The organism is Mycobacterium sp. NGS63 (genome assembly GCF_059812295.1).
In genome coordinates this window covers 1-17,828 of sequence record NZ_JCALCJ010000008.1, presented here as the reverse complement: position 1 = coordinate 17,828, position 17,828 = coordinate 1, and the positions used below count along the sequence as shown (strand labels likewise).

The following is a 17,828-nucleotide window of genomic DNA, read 5'->3' as shown; positions in this document are numbered from 1 at the left end:
CGCGCTTGGGAGCCAACTAAGCGCGGACCGCCGGCTTCGGAACCGGCCCGTAATCACCGTCGCTCGGAGCGCTCAGCGCGCTAGCCAGTTCCGGGTCGGCCAGAACTTCGGCGGTGTGACGCCAAGCGTCGATAACCTGGGCCACCGGGCCCGGGTTGTCGATTGATTCGGCGGCCTTCAATGTTGACACCAGCTCCGTAAGGAATTCATCGACCTCCTCGGTCGACAGGAACGTAACCCACGGAAACACCTCGGGGATTACGTCGGTCAACAGGTCGCGCACATGCGGGTCTCGCTGCATCAAGGCGACAAATATTCGCGAGGTCGCCGACGAAGCCTCGCGAGCCTGGGCTGCCCGTGACGCCGTGGTCAACACCAAATCCTCGGCGTCGCGCCGGCGCACTACCAGGACACGGCTTACGGATCTGCGCAGCCAGCCTTCCACCGTGGCCTTGCCACGCAGCTGCAGATCCGAGAACGACACAACGTCCATGACATTTAAGGTAGTTCTAAAGTCTCGGGGTGTCGAGTGTGGCCTCGAACGGCCACGGCGTCGTCGGTGGGGGATCAGCGAGTCCGAGATGCCGGCGCACGGTGCCGGTCTGCAGCGCGTGCATCCCGAGTCGGGTTATCCGATCGCAGATGAGCCGCCGCTGCCAAACGTGCGCATCAGCAGACACGCGCGCTCAAGAATCTGCGTCGCTTCAGTGATCGCGCGTACGTCTGGATCGTCGAACTCGTCTTCGCGTCCCGGTCCACGCGGCGGGTGGTACTGCCCCGTCCTACACCAGGCCACGATGCTGTGCATCTGGCCGTTGCCGTTTACCCAGGAAGAATGCGCGAACAGCGGCAAGATCGTCGCTGCCACTTCCGCGACCGGCCACGTGAGCCACCACGGCTGAGGATTGTTCATCGGCAGATTGAAGCAGGCGCGTTTTCCGGGCGCATCGCCTTCGAAAAAGTGCCCTCAGACCAACGCGGACGCGTCAAAAATCCAGCTGGTATCCGCGTTGGCCAGGTTCTCGAAGTGATTCGGCGGCGCGAAGGACACGAGGCTGTTCATGTCCCAATAGTCTTTCCAGACGGTGATCTTGCCGCCCTCGACCTTGTGCACGGTCACGAACCGCAGCACACCTTGCTCACCCGACGCGAACGTCCAAGTCTCCGAGTGCTCGTAGATGACGTCGGTGCTGTTGGACACCAGCACGCCGTCGTGGTTCTCGTAGCCCGCCAGCGGCTCGAGTCCCATCTTGAGCCGCTTCACGATGTCTTCGGGGCCGCGCGCCGACAACGCGGGAACCGGCATGTCGACGTACAGGCAGTCGTCGGCCAAAAACGTCTTGATCGCGTCCCAATCCCGCCGCGACAGCGCCTGCCACATCCCGACGACGACATCCTCGACCGCAACCTCAGAAACCTGTGTCATAGCGGCAAATAAACCCGGTTGTCGGACACGTGTCAACCACGGCGGCGGAACTCACCAGCGCGAACCCTTCACGACGAGCCGCGAGCCGAACGCCACTGCGAAAACCAGAGCGCGGATTCGCAGTGCGGTTAGGCTCGCGACGCCGAAGACGCCGAGACCCGCGCGGACGGGCCCAACGCGACCGGCAGCGTCGACCACCCGCGCAGCACCCGCGTCTCGCGCCTGCTTCCGGTCCCGGCCGCCCGAGCCTCGGGGAAGCGGTCGAAGAATGTGCGCAGCCCGACTTCCCCCTCGGCGCGCGCAAGCGCCGCGCCCAGACAAAAGTGTCGGCCGCCGGAGAACGCGAGATGCCTTCCGGCGTTTGGCCGTTCGATGTCGAAACGATGCGGATCGGGGAACACCGACGGATCCCGGTTGGCGGCCGCCAGGTAGATCACCACCAACTCGTCGCGTTTGATCCGCGCGCCCGCCACGTCGACATCCCGGACCGCCACCCGCGCGGTGAGCTGCACCGGCGAATCGAGCCGCAAAATCTCTTCCACCGCGTTGGGCCACAGCTCGGGCCGTTGGCGCAACGTGTCCAAATGCTCGGGTGCGTCCAGCAGCATGCGAATCCCGTTGCCCAGCAGGTTCACCGTGGTCTCGAACCCGGCCGCCAACACCAGCCCGGCGATCGCCTGCAGCTCTCCGGGGTCGAGACGCGTGTCAGCAGAACCGCTTTCGGCCATCTGGATCAGCTGGCTCATCAAGTTGTCACTCGGTGAGCGCCGCAACTCGCGCAGGTGGCCGGTGAGCCAGGCGTCGAATCCGGCGATTCCCCGCTGCACGCTCCGGTATTGGCGCCACGGCAGGCCGACGTCGAGGCTGGGCGCGCCGAGTTCGCCGAATTCCAGGACGCGCGGCCGGGCCGGCCCGGGCACCCCGAGGATGTCGCTGATGATCGCGACCGGAAGCTGCGAGCAGTACCGCCCGACGACGTCCACCACGCCGGTCCCGTCAGCCAGCCGGTCCAAGAGGTCGCTCGCGGTCCGCTCGACACCGTCCCGCAGTGCGGCGACCGCCCGGGGGGTGAACACCGCCGACACGGTCTTGCGGTAGCGGGTGTGGTCGGGCGGCTCGACGGCCAGCAGCGACGGCGCGCGCAGCGGATGCAGCAGCTCGTCGCGCGTGCGGCGCTCCAGCCAGCGCAGCGGCGCCGGCAGGTTCGAGCCCATGTTCACCACGCGGAAGTCGTCGGATCGCAGCAACTCGTGGGCCAGGGCGTGGTCTGTCGTCAGGTAGTTGATGCGGCCCTTCACCAGCGGTCCCAGGGCCCGCAGATCCTCGTAGTACGGCACCGGGTCGTCGGCGACCGACGGATCGGCGATCAGCCTGGCCTGCAGGTCGCCCCGCCGCGCACCGATCGCCGCGACGCCCCGGATGAAGCCGTGCATCGCGAGCCAGTGCAAGCGCTCCTTCACCGCTCGCCTCAGCACTCGGCGGTGATCTTGAAGTCCGTGGTGATCACCTTGTTGGGGTTGCTGTTGCTGATGCCGTAGGCGCTGCCGGTGATGGTGTAGGAGTTGTTGCTGACGTCGGCGCGCGCGTCCCCGACCCCGCCCTGATAGAAGCTGCCGGTGAATCCGCCGAAGTCGCGGATCTTCACCCATTGCGGCATGACCCGGTACCCGCTGAGCAACACCGTCGCTTCGACGTGGCCCTTCTCGTCGCCGATGTCGAGGGTCCGGTACGCCTGAATCTGGCTGCACGCAGCCGGACGTGCCGTGTGGGTGGCGCCGTCGATGGTCACGTGGGCGGCTTTCCGCGGCGTCGTCTGCGGCTGACCGCACCCCGCGACCGCGGCGCCGGCGATCAGAATGAAAGTAGTTGCGAGCAAACGGTTTTGCACCGGGCCTCCTGAATTACGGCCGCTTCGGCATCAGCGCCGGCAGAGATTTGACGATGCGGCCGCGCACGAACTCCGGGCTCAGACCCTTGAGCAGGTCGATCATCCGAATGCCCTTGGGCACGTACCAGTGCAGCCGCTTCGGGTTGTGGTAGGCCTGCCACGCCGCCTCCGCCACGCTGGTCGCGGGCATGAGCCGGAACAGGCCCTTCTTGGGTGCGGTGGCGCGAAGCTCCTCGCCGGACATCGTCGGCCGGCCGTCGTCGGAGTGGTTGGTGGTCGTGGTGAGGATGGCCGTGTCGATCAGACCCGGAAGCACGTCGGCGACCCGCACCCCGTGTCGCTGCCATTCGACGCTCAGCGCCTCGGTCAACCCCTTGACCGCATGCTTGGTCGACGAGTACACCGCGATGCGCGGCATCCCGTAGGTGCCCGACGACGACGACGTCGAAAACATCAGGCTGCCAGGCGTTTTCTTCAGGTAGGGCAGCGACGCGTAGGCGCCGGTCAACACCGCCTTGAAGTTCACCTCCACGACGCGCATCGCCGCCTCGTAGGGCACGTCCTCGAACCAGCCCGACTCGCCGATGCCGGCGTTGTTCCACATCATGTCCAGCCCGCCGCCGGCGTTGCCGGAGCAGAAGTCGGCCAGCGCGCCGTCCAGGGCGGCCTTGTCCGTCACGTCGACGGAACGCGTCCACACCCGGTCGTCACCCAACTCTTGCCGCAGCGTCGCCAGGCCGTCCTCGTTGCGGTCCACGGCGCCGACGCGCCAACCCTTGGCGTGAAAAAGCTTGGCGCCCTCGCGGCCCATGCCGCTGCCCGCGCCGGTGATGAAGACCGATTTCACGACGCGTCAGCCCGCCTCGACCAAGTCTTTGATGCGGTTGAGCGTCTTGGTCATGTCGCGGACGTTGCGCCGCTTGCGCAAGAACCCGCCGAACAACCAATAGACCCCGAGCCACGGCGCGGGGTTGAGCCGAAACGACTCCGTCACGTCGGTGCCGCCGTCGCTGGGCGCCAACCGGTAGTGCCAGTTGTTGACCGCCCGGTCCCCGAGCATCACCGCGAAGCCGAACTCGCGGCCGGGTTCGCACGCGGTGACCTCACACGTCGTCCAATACACCGGGCCTATCTCGTTGCGCCGCACGTGGCCGCGGAATTTGGCGCCCAGCGCGGGCCCGGACGCGTCGCCCAGCCACTCCGCCTCGAACACTTCCGGGGAGAACCGCCCGGTGTTGCGGACATCCGCGATCAGATCCCAGATCTTGTCCGCGGGCGCGGCCATGTGAACCGTCGACGAACCTTCCATGCGCTGATCCAAACACAGCTTCGCGTCCGGTCATAGGGCCCGCGCGGACGAGGGCCGACTAATCGTCAGTGCGGAATGGCCGCCTGGATGATGCCATTGATGATCTGCTTGATGCCCTGTGCCGGGTGCGAATACAACCCGATCGGAAGGCCCGACGCCGCGCCGCACTTCGGCCACGCCTCGATCCCTTGGTCCTCCAGGACCCGGTTGGCCACCGCGATCTGTTGCTCCCTGGATGCGGCCGCCGGGTTGCCGACGCCGCCGTAGCGGGCCCAGGTGCTCGGCTTGAACTGCAGCCCACCGTATTCGCCGTTGCCGGTGTTGGCTTGCCAGTTGCCGCCGGACTCGCATTGCGCGACCGCGTCCCAGTTGGGGGCCACGGGAGCGGCGTGCGCCACCCCGGCGGAGGAGGTCAGCAGCGCTGCAACGAACCCGCCGACCATCGTGGACTTGACGAGAGGCTTGCAGACTTTTCTCATGCCAGGGATTTCGCGCGCCGTGTCCGAAGCGTTACCGATTCGAAAATGCCGCGAGATAACCCTTCTAGCAGCGCAATTGGGCCTTTCACCAGCCAAAACGCAGCTTTAGAAAACGGTGAGAAATAAATAAATTAGCCCTGGCAACACGAGTTGATAAACGGCCCATAATGCGCTACTGCGCCTGACGATTTCGTCAAGCGCAGTAGCGACGTGCGTCCGGTCAGCTGGTTATCCGCCGCCGCCGGGGGTCGCGCCCAGGCTGCTCTGCAGGTCGGGCTTCATGGCGTTGAGCTGGGCTCCCCAGTACTCCCAGCTGTGGGTGCCGTAGGGCGGGAAGTTGAACACGGCGTTGTGGCCGCCCGCGGCGTTGTAGGCGTCCTGGAACTTTTTGTTGACGCCGATCATGAAGTTGCTCTCGAGGAACGTGGCCGGCAAGTTCGCGCCGCCCAGTTCGTTCGGAGTCCCGTTGCCGCAGTACACCCAAAGCCGGGTGTTGTTGGCGACGAGTTGGCCGACGTTGACCAACGGGTCGTTACGCGTCCATGCCGGGTCATTGTCGGGCCCCCACATGTCTTCCTTCTTGTAGCCGCCGGCATCGCCCATCGCCAGGCCTATCCAGCCCTGCCCGGTGGAGGGGCTGAGGTAACCGGACAGCGAACCGGCGTAGATGAACTGACCAGGGTGATAGATGGCCAGGTTCATTGCCGATGCACCCGCCATTGAGATCCCGACCGCGGCGCTGCCGTTCGACTTGACGCCCTTCTGCGACGACAGGTACCCGGGCAGCTCGCTGGTCAGGAATGTCTCCCACTTGTAGGTCGAGCAGCCGGCCTTCCCGCACGCGGGGCGGTACCAGTCGGTGTAGAAGCTGGACTGCCCGCCGACCGGCATGACGATCGACAGGCCCGACTTGTAGTACCACTCGAACGCGGGTGTGTTGATGTCCCATCCGTTGTAGTCATCCTGGGCCCGCAGTCCGTCGAGAAGGTACACGGCGGGGGAGCCGCTTCCGCCGCTCTGGAATTGGACCTTGATGTCGCGGCCCATCGCCCCGGACGGTACCTGCAGGTATTCGACCGGCAGCCCCGGGCGCGAGAATGCCCCCGCGGTCGGCGCCTGGCCGGCAAGACCGATCAGGCCCGGCAGGGCGGCAGCCGCAGCCGCACCGACCAGAAGCCGACGCCCCCAGGCCCGCATCTTCTCGCTCACGTCTGTCATACCTGCCCCTTGTCCGTATGTGATCGCGGTCTCAGCTGGAATTTACCGGGTCATTCGGCCAAATGTCGATCAGGACGCGAACGAGTCTCGGTTTCATATCGGTTTTTTGCATGAAATTCGCGATCTGGATAACCGCGACGCAACCGGTCGACGGCCGCGCGGCCTCCAACATCGCAGCGGGAAGCCCGAGGCAGTGGCCGGTTTCGGGCGCTGCGACCCAGGCCCACGGGCCGCGCGCCACTTAAGCCGGCGAGGCGCTCCACAAAATGGCGGGGCCGATTTCGCCAAGCCGGTCCGCCGGATACCGCCCCGCGGGCCACGGAGCGCAGGTTCGTCGCCCGCGCGTTCGATTGCCACCGGCGAACGATCGGTAAAACATGGCCTGATGAAATCCGCGTGTCACCTGCCGTTTTGCGCCGGCGCCCGCGCCCCGGCGTTACGCGCGGGGTGTGAGTTTGACGGTGATCTCGGACCGGGGCAGCCGAAGTTGCGCGGACCGCGTAGGCTCTCACGGAGCAAGCCGATGGAGACCACGCGATCCCGGTCCGTTCCGGCTCTCATGAACCGCCGCACCAGCGGAATTTGTGGTGCGTGACGTGCGGTTGAGAGCGTCGGAGGGCCGGGACTGATTGAGGTGCGAATTTGGATACGGTACTGGGGCTATCGCTGACGCCGACCACCGTCGGGTGGGTCCTCGCCGAAGGACACGGCGCCGACGGCACAATCCTGGACCACCAGGAGTTGGGTCTGCCCTCCGGCCGCGGCGTGCGCGCCCTCAATACCGCAGAACAGGTCGCTGACGAGGTGTTGCGGGTCGACACCCTGGCGGCCGCCGGCGATCACCGGCTGCGTGTCATCGGGCTGACCTGGAACGACGACGCATCCGCCCAGGCGGCGCTGCTGTTGGAAGCGCTGACCGACGCCGGCTTCGACAACGTGGTGCCCGTCCGGCTGCTCGAAGCGGTCGAGACCCTGGCCCGCGCGATCGCACCGGTCATCGGCTACGAGCAGACCGCGGTCTGCATCCTCGAGCACGAGTGGGCGACCGTCGTCATGGTCGACACCCACGACGGCGAAACCCAGACGGCCGTCAAGCGGGTGCGCGGTGGGTTCGACGGCCTGACTTCCTGGCTTCGCGGCATGTTCGAGCGACGCGCCGGGTGGCGCCCCGGCGGGGTGGTCGTCGTCGGCGCGGACACCGACATCGAGGGCTTCTCCTGGCAGCTCGAAAAGGCGCTGCCCGTGCCGGTTTTCGCGCAGACCATGGCCCAGGTGACGATCGCCCGCGGCGCCGCGCTGGCCGCGGCCCGAAGCACCGAGTTCACCGACGACCAGCTGGTGGCGCACCTCAGCGAGCCACCCGTCGCACCCGCGCCGCCGCGCCGCAAGTTCTCCCACGCGGGGGCGGCCACCGCGTTGGCCGCAGGCGCCGTGACGTTCGTCGCCTCGTTGTCGCTCGCGGTCGGCATCCAGCTGGTCCCGGACAGCCAGCCCGCCCCGGGGAACCGCGAGGTTCACGAACCGGCGCCGCAAGTGGCCCAGGCCATTGCGCCGCCGCCGGCGGCCGCGCCGATCGCACCCCAGTCGAAGCCCGCCGCCGACACGCCTGCGGAAGCCGCGCCACGCGAGCAGAACGAAGCCCCCGCCGAGCAGCAACCTGATCCCGGGGCCCGAGGGCCCTACCTGACCCGAGTGCTCGAGCACATACCCGGCGACGCCGGTGACGCGGCCCCGCCCGCGCCGACCCAGCCCTAGGACCCGCCGCCTTTGGGGTGCGCCGCGGTGAAGGACAGCACCACCTCGTCGGCGACCTTCATCGAGCCCATCAGCAACGAGTAGGGCTTGACGCCGAAATCGGTTTGCCGAACGGCGGATTCGGCGGACATCCGCCACTCATCACCGAGATCCTCTGTGCGCAGATCGATTACGTGCTTGCGGGATGTTCCGCGGATGTGCAGCTTGCCGGCGAGGCAGTACCCGTCGCGGGTCTTCTCGACATGATCGGCGGCGAAACGGATCTCGGGGTAGCGGTTGGCGCCCAGCGACTTCAGGGCGTTCGAGCGCACCAGCGCCTTTTCCGGCGCGGTCAGCCCGGTGACGCCGCCCTCGCCGCGCAACACCTCCAGGGAATCGACGTCGACGGCCAGCTCCGCGGTGACCGGTTCGGCACCGGCCCAGGCCACCGTCGCCTCCCAGCGGGTCATCGCGATGATGAGGTTGTGCCCCATACGCGCCGCCCGGCCCGCGACACCGGTGCGGAGCGACAACTCACCGTCGGATGCGCTGATGGTCCACAGGTCGGTCACAAATCGACTGTGTCACATGGTCAAAACGGTGCGGTAGTGCGCCCGCCCCTGTTCCAACGCGGCATAGCCCTCGGCGGCCTGCGCCAGCGGTAGCTCCTCGATCCACGCCCGCACACCGGACAAAAGCGCGAAGTGCATGGTCTCTTCGACGTCTTTGGCCGTGCCTGAGGGATGCCCGACGATGCTCAGGCCCGGGGTGATCAGCTGCACCGGGCTGATGGGCAGCGGCTCGGGGGTCACGCCGATGGTGACCAGTTCGCCCTGGGGGAGTAGCCCGCCGACGGTGTCCGCCATGGCCTTTGAGTTCCCGGCGGTACCGAGGACCACCGCCGCGCCGCCCAGGGCCTGCAACGCCTCGGAGACGTCGCCGCTGGTGGAGTCGATGTAGTGATGCGCGCCAAGCTTCTTGGCGTCCTCGGCCTTCCCGGTGCCCCGCGCGATGGCGATGGTCTCGAAACCCATCGCGCGGGCGAACTGCACGCCGAGATGGCCGAGCCCGCCGACGCCGAGGATGGCCACCCGGTCGCCGGGCAGCGCCTTGGTGTGGCGCAGCGCGTTATAGGTCGTCACTCCCGCGCACCCCATCGGGGCGGCTTCGGCATCGGAGAGCCCGTCGGGAATCCGGGCCAAAGTGTTGGCCGGCACGGTCACCGACTCGGCGTAGCCGCCGGGGTACTGCCAGCTCGGCACCTTGCCGTTGGCGCAGTGGATGAAGATGCCCTTGCGGCAGGGATCGCAGTGGTAGCAGCACCCACCGAACCAGCCGACCGCCACCCGATCACCGACCGCGAAGCCCTCGACGCCGTCGCCGAGTTCCGCTATCTTCCCGGCGATTTCGTGCCCCGGCGTCAACGGCCACGACATGCCGGGAAAACCCCCGGAGACAAAGTGGGCATCGGTGCCGCAGATGCCGCACGCGGAGACCGTCAGCCGTACCTCGTCACGACCCGGCGGCACCGTATCGACGTCGACCAGCTCCAGCGGTGCGCCCGCGGACTTCACATGAACAGCTCGATGGGTTGTCATGCGGTTGATGCTACTGCGCGACAGGGCCTTTCGCGCCGTCGGTGTGGTAGTCGACCTCCCAGTGTTTGATCCCGTTGAGCCAGCCCGACCGCAGCCGTTGCGGCTTGCCGACCGATTCCAGGTCCGGGATGCCGTCGGCGATCGCGTTGAACATCAGGTCGATCGTCATCCGCGCCAGGTTGGCGCCGATGCAGTAATGCGCGCCGGTGCCACCGAATCCCACGTGCGGGTTGGGATCGCGCAGGATGTTGAAGGTGAACGGGTCGTCGAAGACTTCCTCGTCGAAATTGGCCGAGCGGTAGACCATGACGACCCGTTGGCCCTTCTTGATCTGCACGCCGGACAGTTCGTAGTCCTCGAGCGCGGTGCGCTGGAACGACGTCACCGGGGTCGCCCACCGGACGATCTCGTCGGCCGCGGTGGCGGGACGCTCCCGCTTGAACAGCTCCCACTGGTCCGGAAAGTCGGTGAAGGCCATCATGCCCTGGGTGATCGAGTTGCGCGTGGTCTCGTTGCCGGCCACCGCCAACAGGATCACGAAGAAACCGAACTCGTCGTCGGACAGCTTGTGGCCGTCGATGTCGGCCTGGACCAGCTTGGTCACCAGGTCCTCGCCCGGATTTTGGGCACGGTCGGCGGCCATCTGCATGCCGTACATGATGAGCTCCACCGACGCCGTGATGGCGTCGTTGTTGGCGAATTCGGGGTCCTGGTCACCGACCATCTCATTGGACCAGTGGAAGAGCTTCTTCCGTTCTTCCTGCGGTACACCCATCAACCCGGCGATCGCCTGCAACGGCAGCTCGCACGACACCTGTTCGACGAAGTCGCCGCGACCCTGGGCGGCCGCTTCCTCGACGATGCGGCGGGCGCGCTCGGCGAGGTCGCCGCGCAGCCGCTCGATGGCTCGGGGGGTGAAGGCCCGCGAGATGATCTTGCGCAGCCGGGTGTGCTGCGGCGCATCCATGTTGAGCAGCACGAACTTGCCGCGCTCGACCTGCTCGCCGACCGTGCCGTCCTTGTAACGGGGCAGCGCGGTCTTCTCCAGGCTGGAGAAGACGTCGCTGCGCAGCGAGACCTCTTTGACGTCCTTGTGTTTGGACACCACCCAGAAGCCGCCGTCGTCGAAGCCGCCCGCCCCGATCGGTTGTTCGTTCCACCAGATCGGCGCCGTGCGGCGCAGCTCGGCCAGTTCTTCGACCGGCAACCGCTCGGCGTGAATGTCGGGATCGGTGAAGTCGAATCCGGGCGGCAGATTGGGGACCGGGTTGGCCGTCGGCTCGGCGATTGACATGGCGCACTCCTCGAAACACGAAGTCGTCTAGGTGTCCTGGTGCAAGGAAACCATTGCCGGACCACGGTTGGGAAGGATTGGAGCGATATCGTCGCCGAAGAATTGCAACACGTTCAGTGCTGTCCGTCGGCCGTACGCCGTCGGTGATCTTGTGGCCGGCGGCGCAACCGATATGCTTTTGTCCAGGTCACCGGCGACAGGCGGGGTGGAACATGATTCGGGAATTGCTCAGCGCCGCTTCCATAGCGGGCATCACGGTCGGCATGGCGCCGTGCGCGGCCGCCGATCCACACTACGACGGCGACGTGCCCGGGATGAACTATCAGGCCTCGCTGGGCGCGCCGTGCGACAACTACGAAAGCTTCATCTTCGGGCGCGGCCCCAGCGGTCAGGCCGAGGCCTGTCACTTCCCGCCGCCCAACCAGTTCCCGGCGGCGACCACCGGCTACTGGGTCATCTCGTACCCGCTCTATGGAGTGCAGCAGGCCGGCGCCAAGTGCCCGGGCCCACAGGCGGCAGCGCAGTCGGACCGGGGGCTGCCCATGCTCTGCCTGGGGGATCGCGGGTGGCAGGAGGGCTGGTTCACCGGGGCGGGGTTCTTCCCCCCGTCGGGGTAACCGCATGAGCGCAGCCCCGCCCGCCGCAGCGCCGGTCCCGCGCTGGCTGCGCTTCGTCCTGGCGTCGGATCGCGCCGGCTCGGCCTGGTACATCGGGACGGGCTTCTTCTTCGCGCCGGTGCTCGCGGTGCTGTCGCCGTGGCCGGCGGTCACCGCGGTGCTCTGGGGCGCCATCGGCGTGGCCGGCCTGTGGCTGGGGCTGCTCGGCGTCGCGATGGCCGTCGGGCTGGCGCGGGTCTTGCGGTCCGGCGCGGAGATTCCCGAGGACTACTGGCGCACGCTGGTCAACTACTGACCCCCACTAAAGTCGTGTCAAAGATGTTGCCACGAAAGGAGACTCCGATGGGCTTCAACCCCAAAGACGCCGTCGACGCGGCCCGGGACATCGCGACTAACGCCGTCGAAAAGGCCTCGGACATCGTCGAAAACGCCAGCGACATGATCCGCGGCGACATCGCGGGCGGCGCCAGCGGCATCGTCCAGAGCTCCATCGACATCGCGACCCACGCCGTCGACCGGGCCAAGGAAGTGTTCACCGGCCGGGACGACGCCGACCTCGACCTCGACCTCGATGACGACGAGTAGCCGCCGTCAGACGGCGGCCGCCTCGTTGAGCTCGTCGAGCCTGTTGGTGGCTTCCAGGTACTCCTGCACCCAGCGCTCGATGACGGTCGACGTCTTCTCCACCTTGGTGAACTGGCCGACGACCTGACCGACCGGGTTGAACGCGACGTCCACCGATTCGTTGGGGTACCTGTTCGTGGCCCGCACCGCCATGCCGGAAACCATGTACTGCAAGGGCATTCCGAGCGGCTTCGGGTTGTCCGGCTGCTCCCAGGCCTCGGTCCAGTCGTTGCGCAGCATCCGGGCCGGCTTGCCGGTGAACGACCGGCTGCGCACGGTGTCCCGGCTGCCCGCCTTGACGTAGGCCTGTTGCTGCACGGGCGTGTTCGAGGATTCCTCGACCATCAGCCACTGCGACCCGGTCCACGCCCCCTGGGCGCCGAGCGCCAAAGCCGCCGCGATCTGCTGGCCGCTGCCGATGCCGCCCGCCGCCAGCACCGGGAGCGGGGCCACCTCCTTGACGACCTGCGGCCACAACACGATTGAGCCCACCTCGCCGCAGTGGCCACCGGCCTCGCCGCCCTGCGCGATGATGATGTCGACGCCTGCGTCGGCGTGCTTGCGCGCCTGCGAAGGCGAGCCGCACAGCGCTGCCACCTTGAGTCCGGCGTCGTGGATGTGCTTGATCATGTCGGCCGGCGGGGTGCCCAGCGCGTTGGCGATCATCTTGACCTTCGGGTGCTGCAGCGCAACCTCGACCTGAGGCGTGGCGGTCGCCTCGGTCCAGCCGAGCAGCTGCAGGGTGTCGCCGTCGCTGTCCTCGACCGGGATGCCGTGATCGGCGAGGATCTTCTTGCCGAAGTCGAGGTGCTCCTGCGGCACCATCTTGCGCAGCGTCTCGGCCAGCTCTTCGGCGGACAGGTGGGAGTCCATCCCCTCGTATTTGTTCGGGATGACGATGTCGACGCCATAGGGGTGGTCGCCGATGTTCTCGTCGATCCAGTTGAGTTCGATCTCCAGCTGTTCGGGCGTGAAGCCGACGGCGCCCAGCACGCCGAAACCACCCGCCTTGCTGACCGCCACCACCACGTCGCGGCAGTGGGTGAAGGCGAAGATCGGGAACTCGATGCCGAGTTCGTCGCAGATCGCGGTATGCATGCCTACTCCTGAAAGCTTGACCCTGACGAGCGGAACTGAAACGTGTTCTAGTTTAGTACGCAGCGGCCTGACGTGGCCAGCGGCCCCTGGCCAACGCGCCGGCACTACGACGCTTCAGGACCGCGGGTGACTGCGGCGTTCCCAACGCAGGGCATGACCTGCGACGGACCCGCTCCCGGCCGTCGGCGGGAAATGTTTAATGCGATCAAGCCCCGTCGACACAGGCAATTCCTAGCCACCGCTTAAGTTTTCGATAGCTTGTGCGCGTATAAGCCGACCGGCTGGGGCGGGCGAATTCGCTTCTGGCACTTAGTTTTTCGATACACGATGCGACATGGACACCCTGGCCCCTGTGAAGCCGCTGGCAATTATTGTAATTGCGTCAAATTAACTGTCGGCGGCCCTAGCATTTCGCTCATCATCGATTACGCGATGGCCCATCGGGCGGGTTATTGGAGGTTGTCAGATGTCGTTTATTACCGCTGTGCCGGACATGTTGGCCGCGGCCGCAGAGAATGTGGCGGGCATCGGGTCGTCGCTGAGCGAAGCCAACGCGGCGGCGGCGGCCCCGACCACCGGCTTGGTGGCCGCCGCCGAGGACGAGGTGTCGGCGGCGCTGGCCGCCTTGTTTTCCAGCCATGGCGCACAATTCCAGGCGGTCAGCGCCCAGGTCGCGGCGTTTCACGCGCAATTCGTCCAGGCCCTGACGGGCGCCGGCGGCGCCTACGCGGCCACGGAGGCCGCCAACGCTTCGCCGTTGCAGACCCTCGAGCAGGACGTGCTCGGGGTGATCAACGCCCCGACCCAGCTGCTGTTGGGTCGCCCGCTGATCGGCAATGGCACCAACGGCGCCCCGGGAACCGGAGCAAACGGGGGGGCCGGCGGCCTGTTGATCGGTAACGGCGGCAACGGCGGTTCCGGCGGGGCCGGGCAGGCCGGTGGCGCCGGCGGGAACGCCGGCCTCATCGGTTTCGGCGGCACGGGCGGGACCGGGGGCCCCGGCCTGGCGGGCGGCCGAGGCGGCAACGGTGGGTGGCTGTGGGGCTCCGGCGGTCTTGGCGGTGCCGGCGGGACGGGCGGCGGGGCCGGTGGGGCGGGCGGCAACGCGTTCCTGATCGGTTCCGGTGGCGTCGGCGGGGGCGGCGCGGCCGCGGCCGGCGCCGGCAACGGCGGGGCAGGCGGGGGCGGCGGCCGGGCGGGCTTCCTCGACGGCTTCGGCGGGACCGGCGGCAACGGCGGCGACGCGACCAGCGGCACCGGCGGGGCCGGCGGGGCGGGCGGCACCGGACAAGGCCTCTTCCTTGGCTTCGGCGGGGCGGGCGGAAACGGCGGCAACACCGTCACGGGCATCGGTGGGGCCGGGGGTGCCGGCGGCACCGGCTTCGCCCGCATCCCCTTCGGGATCGACTTGAGCCTCGGCGGCAACGGCGGCGCCGGCGGAAACGCGACCGGTCTCCTGGGCACCGGCGGCGCCGGTGGCGCGGGCGGTGCCGGCGCTTCCAGCGGCTTCTTCGGAATCGACTTGGCCCAGGGGGGCCTCGGCGGGCTGGGCGGTGGGGCCACCACCGGAACGGCCGGGGCGGGCGGAGCCGGTGGCCTGGCCGCTGCCCCCGACCTCGTCGGGTGGGGCGCCGCCGTCGGCGGCAACGCGGGCGCCGGCGGTGCCGCCACCGGGGCGCTCGGCACTGGTGGCGCCGGCGGTATCGGCGGCACAGCCGCGGCATTGGTCGGCATCGGCGGCGGCGGGGCCGGCGGGGCCGGCGGTGCGTCGGCCCTCGGCAACGGCGGCGCCGGCGGGGCCGGTGGGCTGGGCGTCGGGTTCCAGGCGGCCATCGGCGGTGCCGGTGGGCACGGCGGCGCCGCGCCCCTCGGCAACGGCGGCAACAACGGCGGCGACGGGGGCGGCGGTCTCGGGTTCTTCGGCTATGGCGGAGCCGGCGGCGACGCCGGGACCGGCACCGGCGTTGCGCACGGCGGCAACGGCGGCAACGCCGGGACGCTCGACGCGGGCAATTACACCCCGTCGATCTTTGGGATCGGCGGCAACGGCGGCAACGGTCTCAATGGCGGGCCCGGCGGCACCGGCGGCCAAGGCGGCATTTTTGGCGCCCCCGGCACGAACGGCAAGCCATAGCACGCTAGATCACGTCGCCGGAATTCTTGTCGGAGGGCCGACGTAGTATTTCGCACATGTGTTCGAGTACGCGCGAGCAAGTCCAGGAGGACTTCGATGCGCTGCGCGCTGCGGTGTCGCGCGTTCTCGACCATTCTTATGACGCGCTGACCACCCCGGAGCGGCTGGCATTGTTGGAGCGCCTCGAACACGAGACCTGCCGGTTGCGCGTGCCGGCCACGCACTGATCAATCAGCTGGTTCAGCAGTCCACGCCGGCGGAGTTGGGCGGCAGGCTGTCGCATGTCGTGGCCGATCGGCTGCGCATCACCCGCGCCGACGCCAACCGGCGGGTGGCCGAGGCCGCCGATTTGGGCCCGCGCCACGCGCTGAGCGGTGAGCCGTTGACGCCGCGGCTGCCGGCCACCGCGGCCGCCCAGCGCGCGGGGCAGGCCGGCCCCGGTCATGTGGCGGTGATCCGGCGGTTTCTCGACGAGCTGCCCTGCTGGGTCGACGCGGAGATTCGCGACCGCGCCGAGTCCGAGCTGGCGAAGTTGGCCGCCCAGTACCGGCCCGAGCAGGTGCGCGAATGGGCCGATTTGATCGCGTACTACCTCAACCCGGACGGCACCTACACCGACGAGGAGCGGGCCCGCCGCCGCGGGCTGGTTCTGGGCAAACAGGGCGTCGACGGCATGTCGCAACTGCGCGGCTGGCTGACCCCCGAGGCGCGGGCCACCCTCGAGGAGGTGCTGGCCAAGACGGCGGCGCCCGGGATGTGCAACCCCGACGACGACATCCCCGTCGTCGACGGCCCGCCCGACGACGAAGCCAAGCGCCGCGATACGCGCACCGCGGCCCAACGCAACCACGACGGGCTCAACGCCGCCCTGCAGGCGCTGCTGTGCAGCGGAAACCTGGGCCAGCACAACGGGTTACCGGCGACGATCATCGTCACCGCCGCGCTCAAAGACCTCGAGGCCGCGGCCGGCAAGGCCCTCACCGGCGGGGGCACCGTGCTGCCGATGTCGGACGTGATCCGCCTGGCCCGCCATGCACATCAACTTGTTGAATCACGGCCAGGAGGGTCTGGCCTACAGTCATGCTCTTCTAGGCGGTGGCCGGCTCCGCTCGATGCGCACCTGTCACCCACGTGGGTTGACTCAGTAGTGACCTGCGTCCGGTCATCGCCGCAAACGAGGAGTGGCTTGAGAGAGGTCTGCCTAGCCGAAAGTTGATGTGCCCTCCTCGCTTTCTACACATCGAAGTGAGGAGTTAAACATGTCAGCGGTATCCACCATCGACCGACGGGTGGTGATCGCCATCGATCCCCACAAAGCGTCGTGGACCGCGGCTGCAGTCGGCGAGTCCTTGCAGCCCTTGGCCACTTTGCGGGTAGGCGTCAGCCGCGCCGGGTACCGGGCACTGCGGCGCTTTGCCCGCACCTGGCGCGCCAACATGTGGGCCATCGAGGGGGCCCACGGAATGGGTGCCCCTTTGACCGCCCAGCTGGCCCGCGATGGAGTGGACGTCGTGGACGTTCCCGCCAAACTCGCTGCCCGCGTAAGACTTCTCTCTACCGGGCACGGTCGTAAGAACGACGATGCCGATGCGCTGTCGGTCGGGATCGCCGCTCTCAATGCCAGCCATCTCACCACGGTCACCGTCGATGACGCCGTGACCGCGCTACGGGCAATCGTCGAACACCGCGAGGATCTGGTAAAGATCCGCACCCAAGCCATCAACCGGCTGCACGTGCTGCTCACCAAGCTGAGTCCCGGCGGAGCATCAAGCACTTTGACCGCCGAACGTGCAGCCACGCTGCTCAGTACGATCCGTCCCCGCGATCCCGCTACCAAGGCGTTGCGCGCCTTGGCCGTCGACATGGTCGGCGAAGTTCGCCACCTCGACCGCCGCATTGCCAAGGCCGCCGGCGACATCGAGTCCGCAGTCACCACCTCGGGCACCACCCTGACGGAACTGCACGGCATCGGAACGATCTCGGCCGCCAAGATCATCAGCCGCGTCGGGGACGTCCACCGATTCCGTTCAGCAGCCGCCTTTGCTACCTACACCGGCACCGCCCCCATCGAGGTGTCCTCCGGCGACGTCGTGCGCCACCGACTCTCCCGGGCCGGTGACCGCCAGCTCAACGCCTGCCTGCACGTCATGGCACTCACGCAGATCCGCTCCAATACCCCGGGGCGGGCCTACTACCAACGCAAACGATCCGAAGGCAAGAGCAAACGCGAGGCCATGCGCTGCCTCAAACGGCGGCTCTCCGATACGGTCTACCGACAACTAACCCGCGACGCCCACCCTCACGGGGCGGACCCGGGAGGACACTCGGGGGCGGCTCTGTTGTCTCGCGCGGTCGGCTGACACCCCGTACACCGACACTTCAGACCAGTCACTTCCCGGGCCCGCTACC

The 17,828-nt window shown here is 67.9% G+C and carries 19 protein-coding genes and 1 pseudogene; 7 read left to right on the top strand and 13 right to left on the bottom strand.

All coding sequences use genetic code 11. The annotated features are described in order from the left end of the window. Window positions 1-16 precede the first annotated feature (16 nt). From AC5Y4Z_RS19980 to ag85B, 9 genes are all read right to left on the bottom strand, one after another. Complete coding sequence (locus AC5Y4Z_RS19980; RefSeq protein WP_499966407.1) at window positions 17-493, bottom strand: hypothetical protein; 477 nt, start codon at window positions 491-493, stop codon at window positions 17-19. A 135-nt stretch (window positions 494-628) separates the two neighbouring features. Beyond that, window positions 629-913, bottom strand: a complete 285-nt coding sequence (locus AC5Y4Z_RS19975) for a hypothetical protein (protein WP_499966406.1) — start codon at window positions 911-913, stop codon at window positions 629-631. 54 nt (window positions 914-967) lie between these two features. Continuing rightward, on the bottom strand, window positions 968-1,426 hold the full coding sequence (locus AC5Y4Z_RS19970; RefSeq protein WP_499966405.1) for a nuclear transport factor 2 family protein: 459 nt from the start codon (window positions 1,424-1,426) through the stop codon (window positions 968-970). Window positions 1,427-1,554: 128 nt separating this feature from the next. Continuing rightward, window positions 1,555-2,886 (bottom strand): cytochrome P450, encoded by a 1,332-nt coding sequence (locus AC5Y4Z_RS19965; protein WP_499966403.1) that lies wholly within the window; start codon window positions 2,884-2,886, stop codon window positions 1,555-1,557. Between the two features lie 8 nt (window positions 2,887-2,894). Next, window positions 2,895-3,314, bottom strand: a complete 420-nt coding sequence (locus AC5Y4Z_RS19960) for a lipoprotein LpqH (protein WP_499966401.1) — start codon at window positions 3,312-3,314, stop codon at window positions 2,895-2,897. Window positions 3,315-3,327: 13 nt separating this feature from the next. Beyond that, complete coding sequence (locus tag AC5Y4Z_RS19955) at window positions 3,328-4,161, bottom strand: SDR family oxidoreductase (RefSeq protein ID WP_499966399.1); 834 nt, start codon at window positions 4,159-4,161, stop codon at window positions 3,328-3,330. Window positions 4,162-4,167: 6 nt separating this feature from the next. After that, window positions 4,168-4,641, bottom strand: a complete 474-nt coding sequence (locus AC5Y4Z_RS19950; RefSeq protein WP_499966725.1) for an SRPBCC family protein — start codon at window positions 4,639-4,641, stop codon at window positions 4,168-4,170. 47 nt (window positions 4,642-4,688) lie between these two features. Then, on the bottom strand, window positions 4,689-5,102 hold the full coding sequence (gene rpfC / locus AC5Y4Z_RS19945; RefSeq protein WP_499966398.1) for a resuscitation-promoting factor RpfC: 414 nt from the start codon (window positions 5,100-5,102) through the stop codon (window positions 4,689-4,691). Between the two features lie 228 nt (window positions 5,103-5,330). Next, window positions 5,331-6,320 carry a diacylglycerol acyltransferase/mycolyltransferase Ag85B gene (gene ag85B, locus AC5Y4Z_RS19940; RefSeq protein ID WP_499966396.1) on the bottom strand — a complete coding sequence of 330 codons (990 nt, stop codon included), beginning with the start codon at window positions 6,318-6,320 and terminating at the stop codon, window positions 5,331-5,333. A gap of 642 nt (window positions 6,321-6,962) precedes the next feature. Between ag85B and AC5Y4Z_RS19935 the strand changes: the two genes are divergently transcribed. Then, window positions 6,963-8,075, top strand: coding sequence for a DUF7159 family protein (locus AC5Y4Z_RS19935; RefSeq protein WP_499966395.1), 1,113 nt, complete (start codon window positions 6,963-6,965; stop codon window positions 8,073-8,075). Here AC5Y4Z_RS19935 and AC5Y4Z_RS19930 read toward each other — a convergent pair. From AC5Y4Z_RS19930 to AC5Y4Z_RS19920, 3 genes are read right to left on the bottom strand one after another with little or no spacing between them, the layout of a single operon-like run. Beyond that, window positions 8,072-8,617 carry a YceI family protein gene (locus AC5Y4Z_RS19930; RefSeq protein WP_499966723.1) on the bottom strand — a complete coding sequence of 182 codons (546 nt, stop codon included), beginning with the start codon at window positions 8,615-8,617 and terminating at the stop codon, window positions 8,072-8,074. The two genes, AC5Y4Z_RS19935 and AC5Y4Z_RS19930, sit on opposite strands and share 4 nt — an antisense overlap. A 21-nt stretch (window positions 8,618-8,638) precedes the next feature. Beyond that, the gene (locus AC5Y4Z_RS19925; protein WP_499966394.1) at window positions 8,639-9,652 is read right to left on the bottom strand and encodes an alcohol dehydrogenase; all 1,014 of its coding nucleotides are present in this window, start codon (window positions 9,650-9,652) and stop codon (window positions 8,639-8,641) included. Window positions 9,653-9,662: 10 nt separating this feature from the next. Then, a complete protein-coding gene (locus tag AC5Y4Z_RS19920) occupies window positions 9,663-10,946 on the bottom strand; it encodes a cytochrome P450 (RefSeq protein ID WP_499966393.1) in 1,284 nt (427 codons plus the stop codon). A gap of 212 nt (window positions 10,947-11,158) precedes the next feature. On the opposite strand from AC5Y4Z_RS19920, the gene AC5Y4Z_RS19915 reads away from it, so the two are divergent. From AC5Y4Z_RS19915 to AC5Y4Z_RS19905, 3 genes are read left to right on the top strand one after another with little or no spacing between them, the layout of a single operon-like run. After that, a complete protein-coding gene (locus AC5Y4Z_RS19915; RefSeq protein WP_499966392.1) occupies window positions 11,159-11,563 on the top strand; it encodes a hypothetical protein in 405 nt (134 codons plus the stop codon). A gap of 4 nt (window positions 11,564-11,567) precedes the next feature. After that, window positions 11,568-11,858 carry a hypothetical protein gene (locus tag AC5Y4Z_RS19910; protein ID WP_499966391.1) on the top strand — a complete coding sequence of 97 codons (291 nt, stop codon included), beginning with the start codon at window positions 11,568-11,570 and terminating at the stop codon, window positions 11,856-11,858. A gap of 47 nt (window positions 11,859-11,905) precedes the next feature. Further along, window positions 11,906-12,148: an Rv1893 family protein gene (locus AC5Y4Z_RS19905; protein ID WP_499966390.1), complete on the top strand. Its 243-nt coding sequence runs from the start codon at window positions 11,906-11,908 to the stop codon at window positions 12,146-12,148. 6 nt (window positions 12,149-12,154) lie between these two features. On the opposite strand, the gene AC5Y4Z_RS19900 is transcribed toward AC5Y4Z_RS19905, so the two are convergent. Further along, window positions 12,155-13,285 carry a nitronate monooxygenase gene (locus AC5Y4Z_RS19900; protein ID WP_499966389.1) on the bottom strand — a complete coding sequence of 377 codons (1,131 nt, stop codon included), beginning with the start codon at window positions 13,283-13,285 and terminating at the stop codon, window positions 12,155-12,157. A 466-nt stretch (window positions 13,286-13,751) separates the two neighbouring features. On the opposite strand from AC5Y4Z_RS19900, the gene AC5Y4Z_RS19895 reads away from it, so the two are divergent. The 3 genes and pseudogenes from AC5Y4Z_RS19895 to AC5Y4Z_RS19885 all read left to right on the top strand — a co-directional run bounded on the left by AC5Y4Z_RS19895 (window position 13,752) and on the right by AC5Y4Z_RS19885 (window position 17,779). Beyond that, window positions 13,752-15,419, top strand: a complete 1,668-nt coding sequence (locus tag AC5Y4Z_RS19895; protein ID WP_499966388.1) for a PE family protein — start codon at window positions 13,752-13,754, stop codon at window positions 15,417-15,419. 56 nt (window positions 15,420-15,475) lie between these two features. Beyond that, window positions 15,476-16,527: pseudogene (locus tag AC5Y4Z_RS19890) on the top strand (13E12 repeat family protein); the annotation flags it as partial. 151 nt (window positions 16,528-16,678) lie between these two features. Then, the gene (locus AC5Y4Z_RS19885; protein ID WP_499966387.1) at window positions 16,679-17,779 is read left to right on the top strand and encodes an IS110 family RNA-guided transposase; all 1,101 of its coding nucleotides are present in this window, start codon (window positions 16,679-16,681) and stop codon (window positions 17,777-17,779) included. Window positions 17,780-17,828 lie beyond the last annotated feature (49 nt).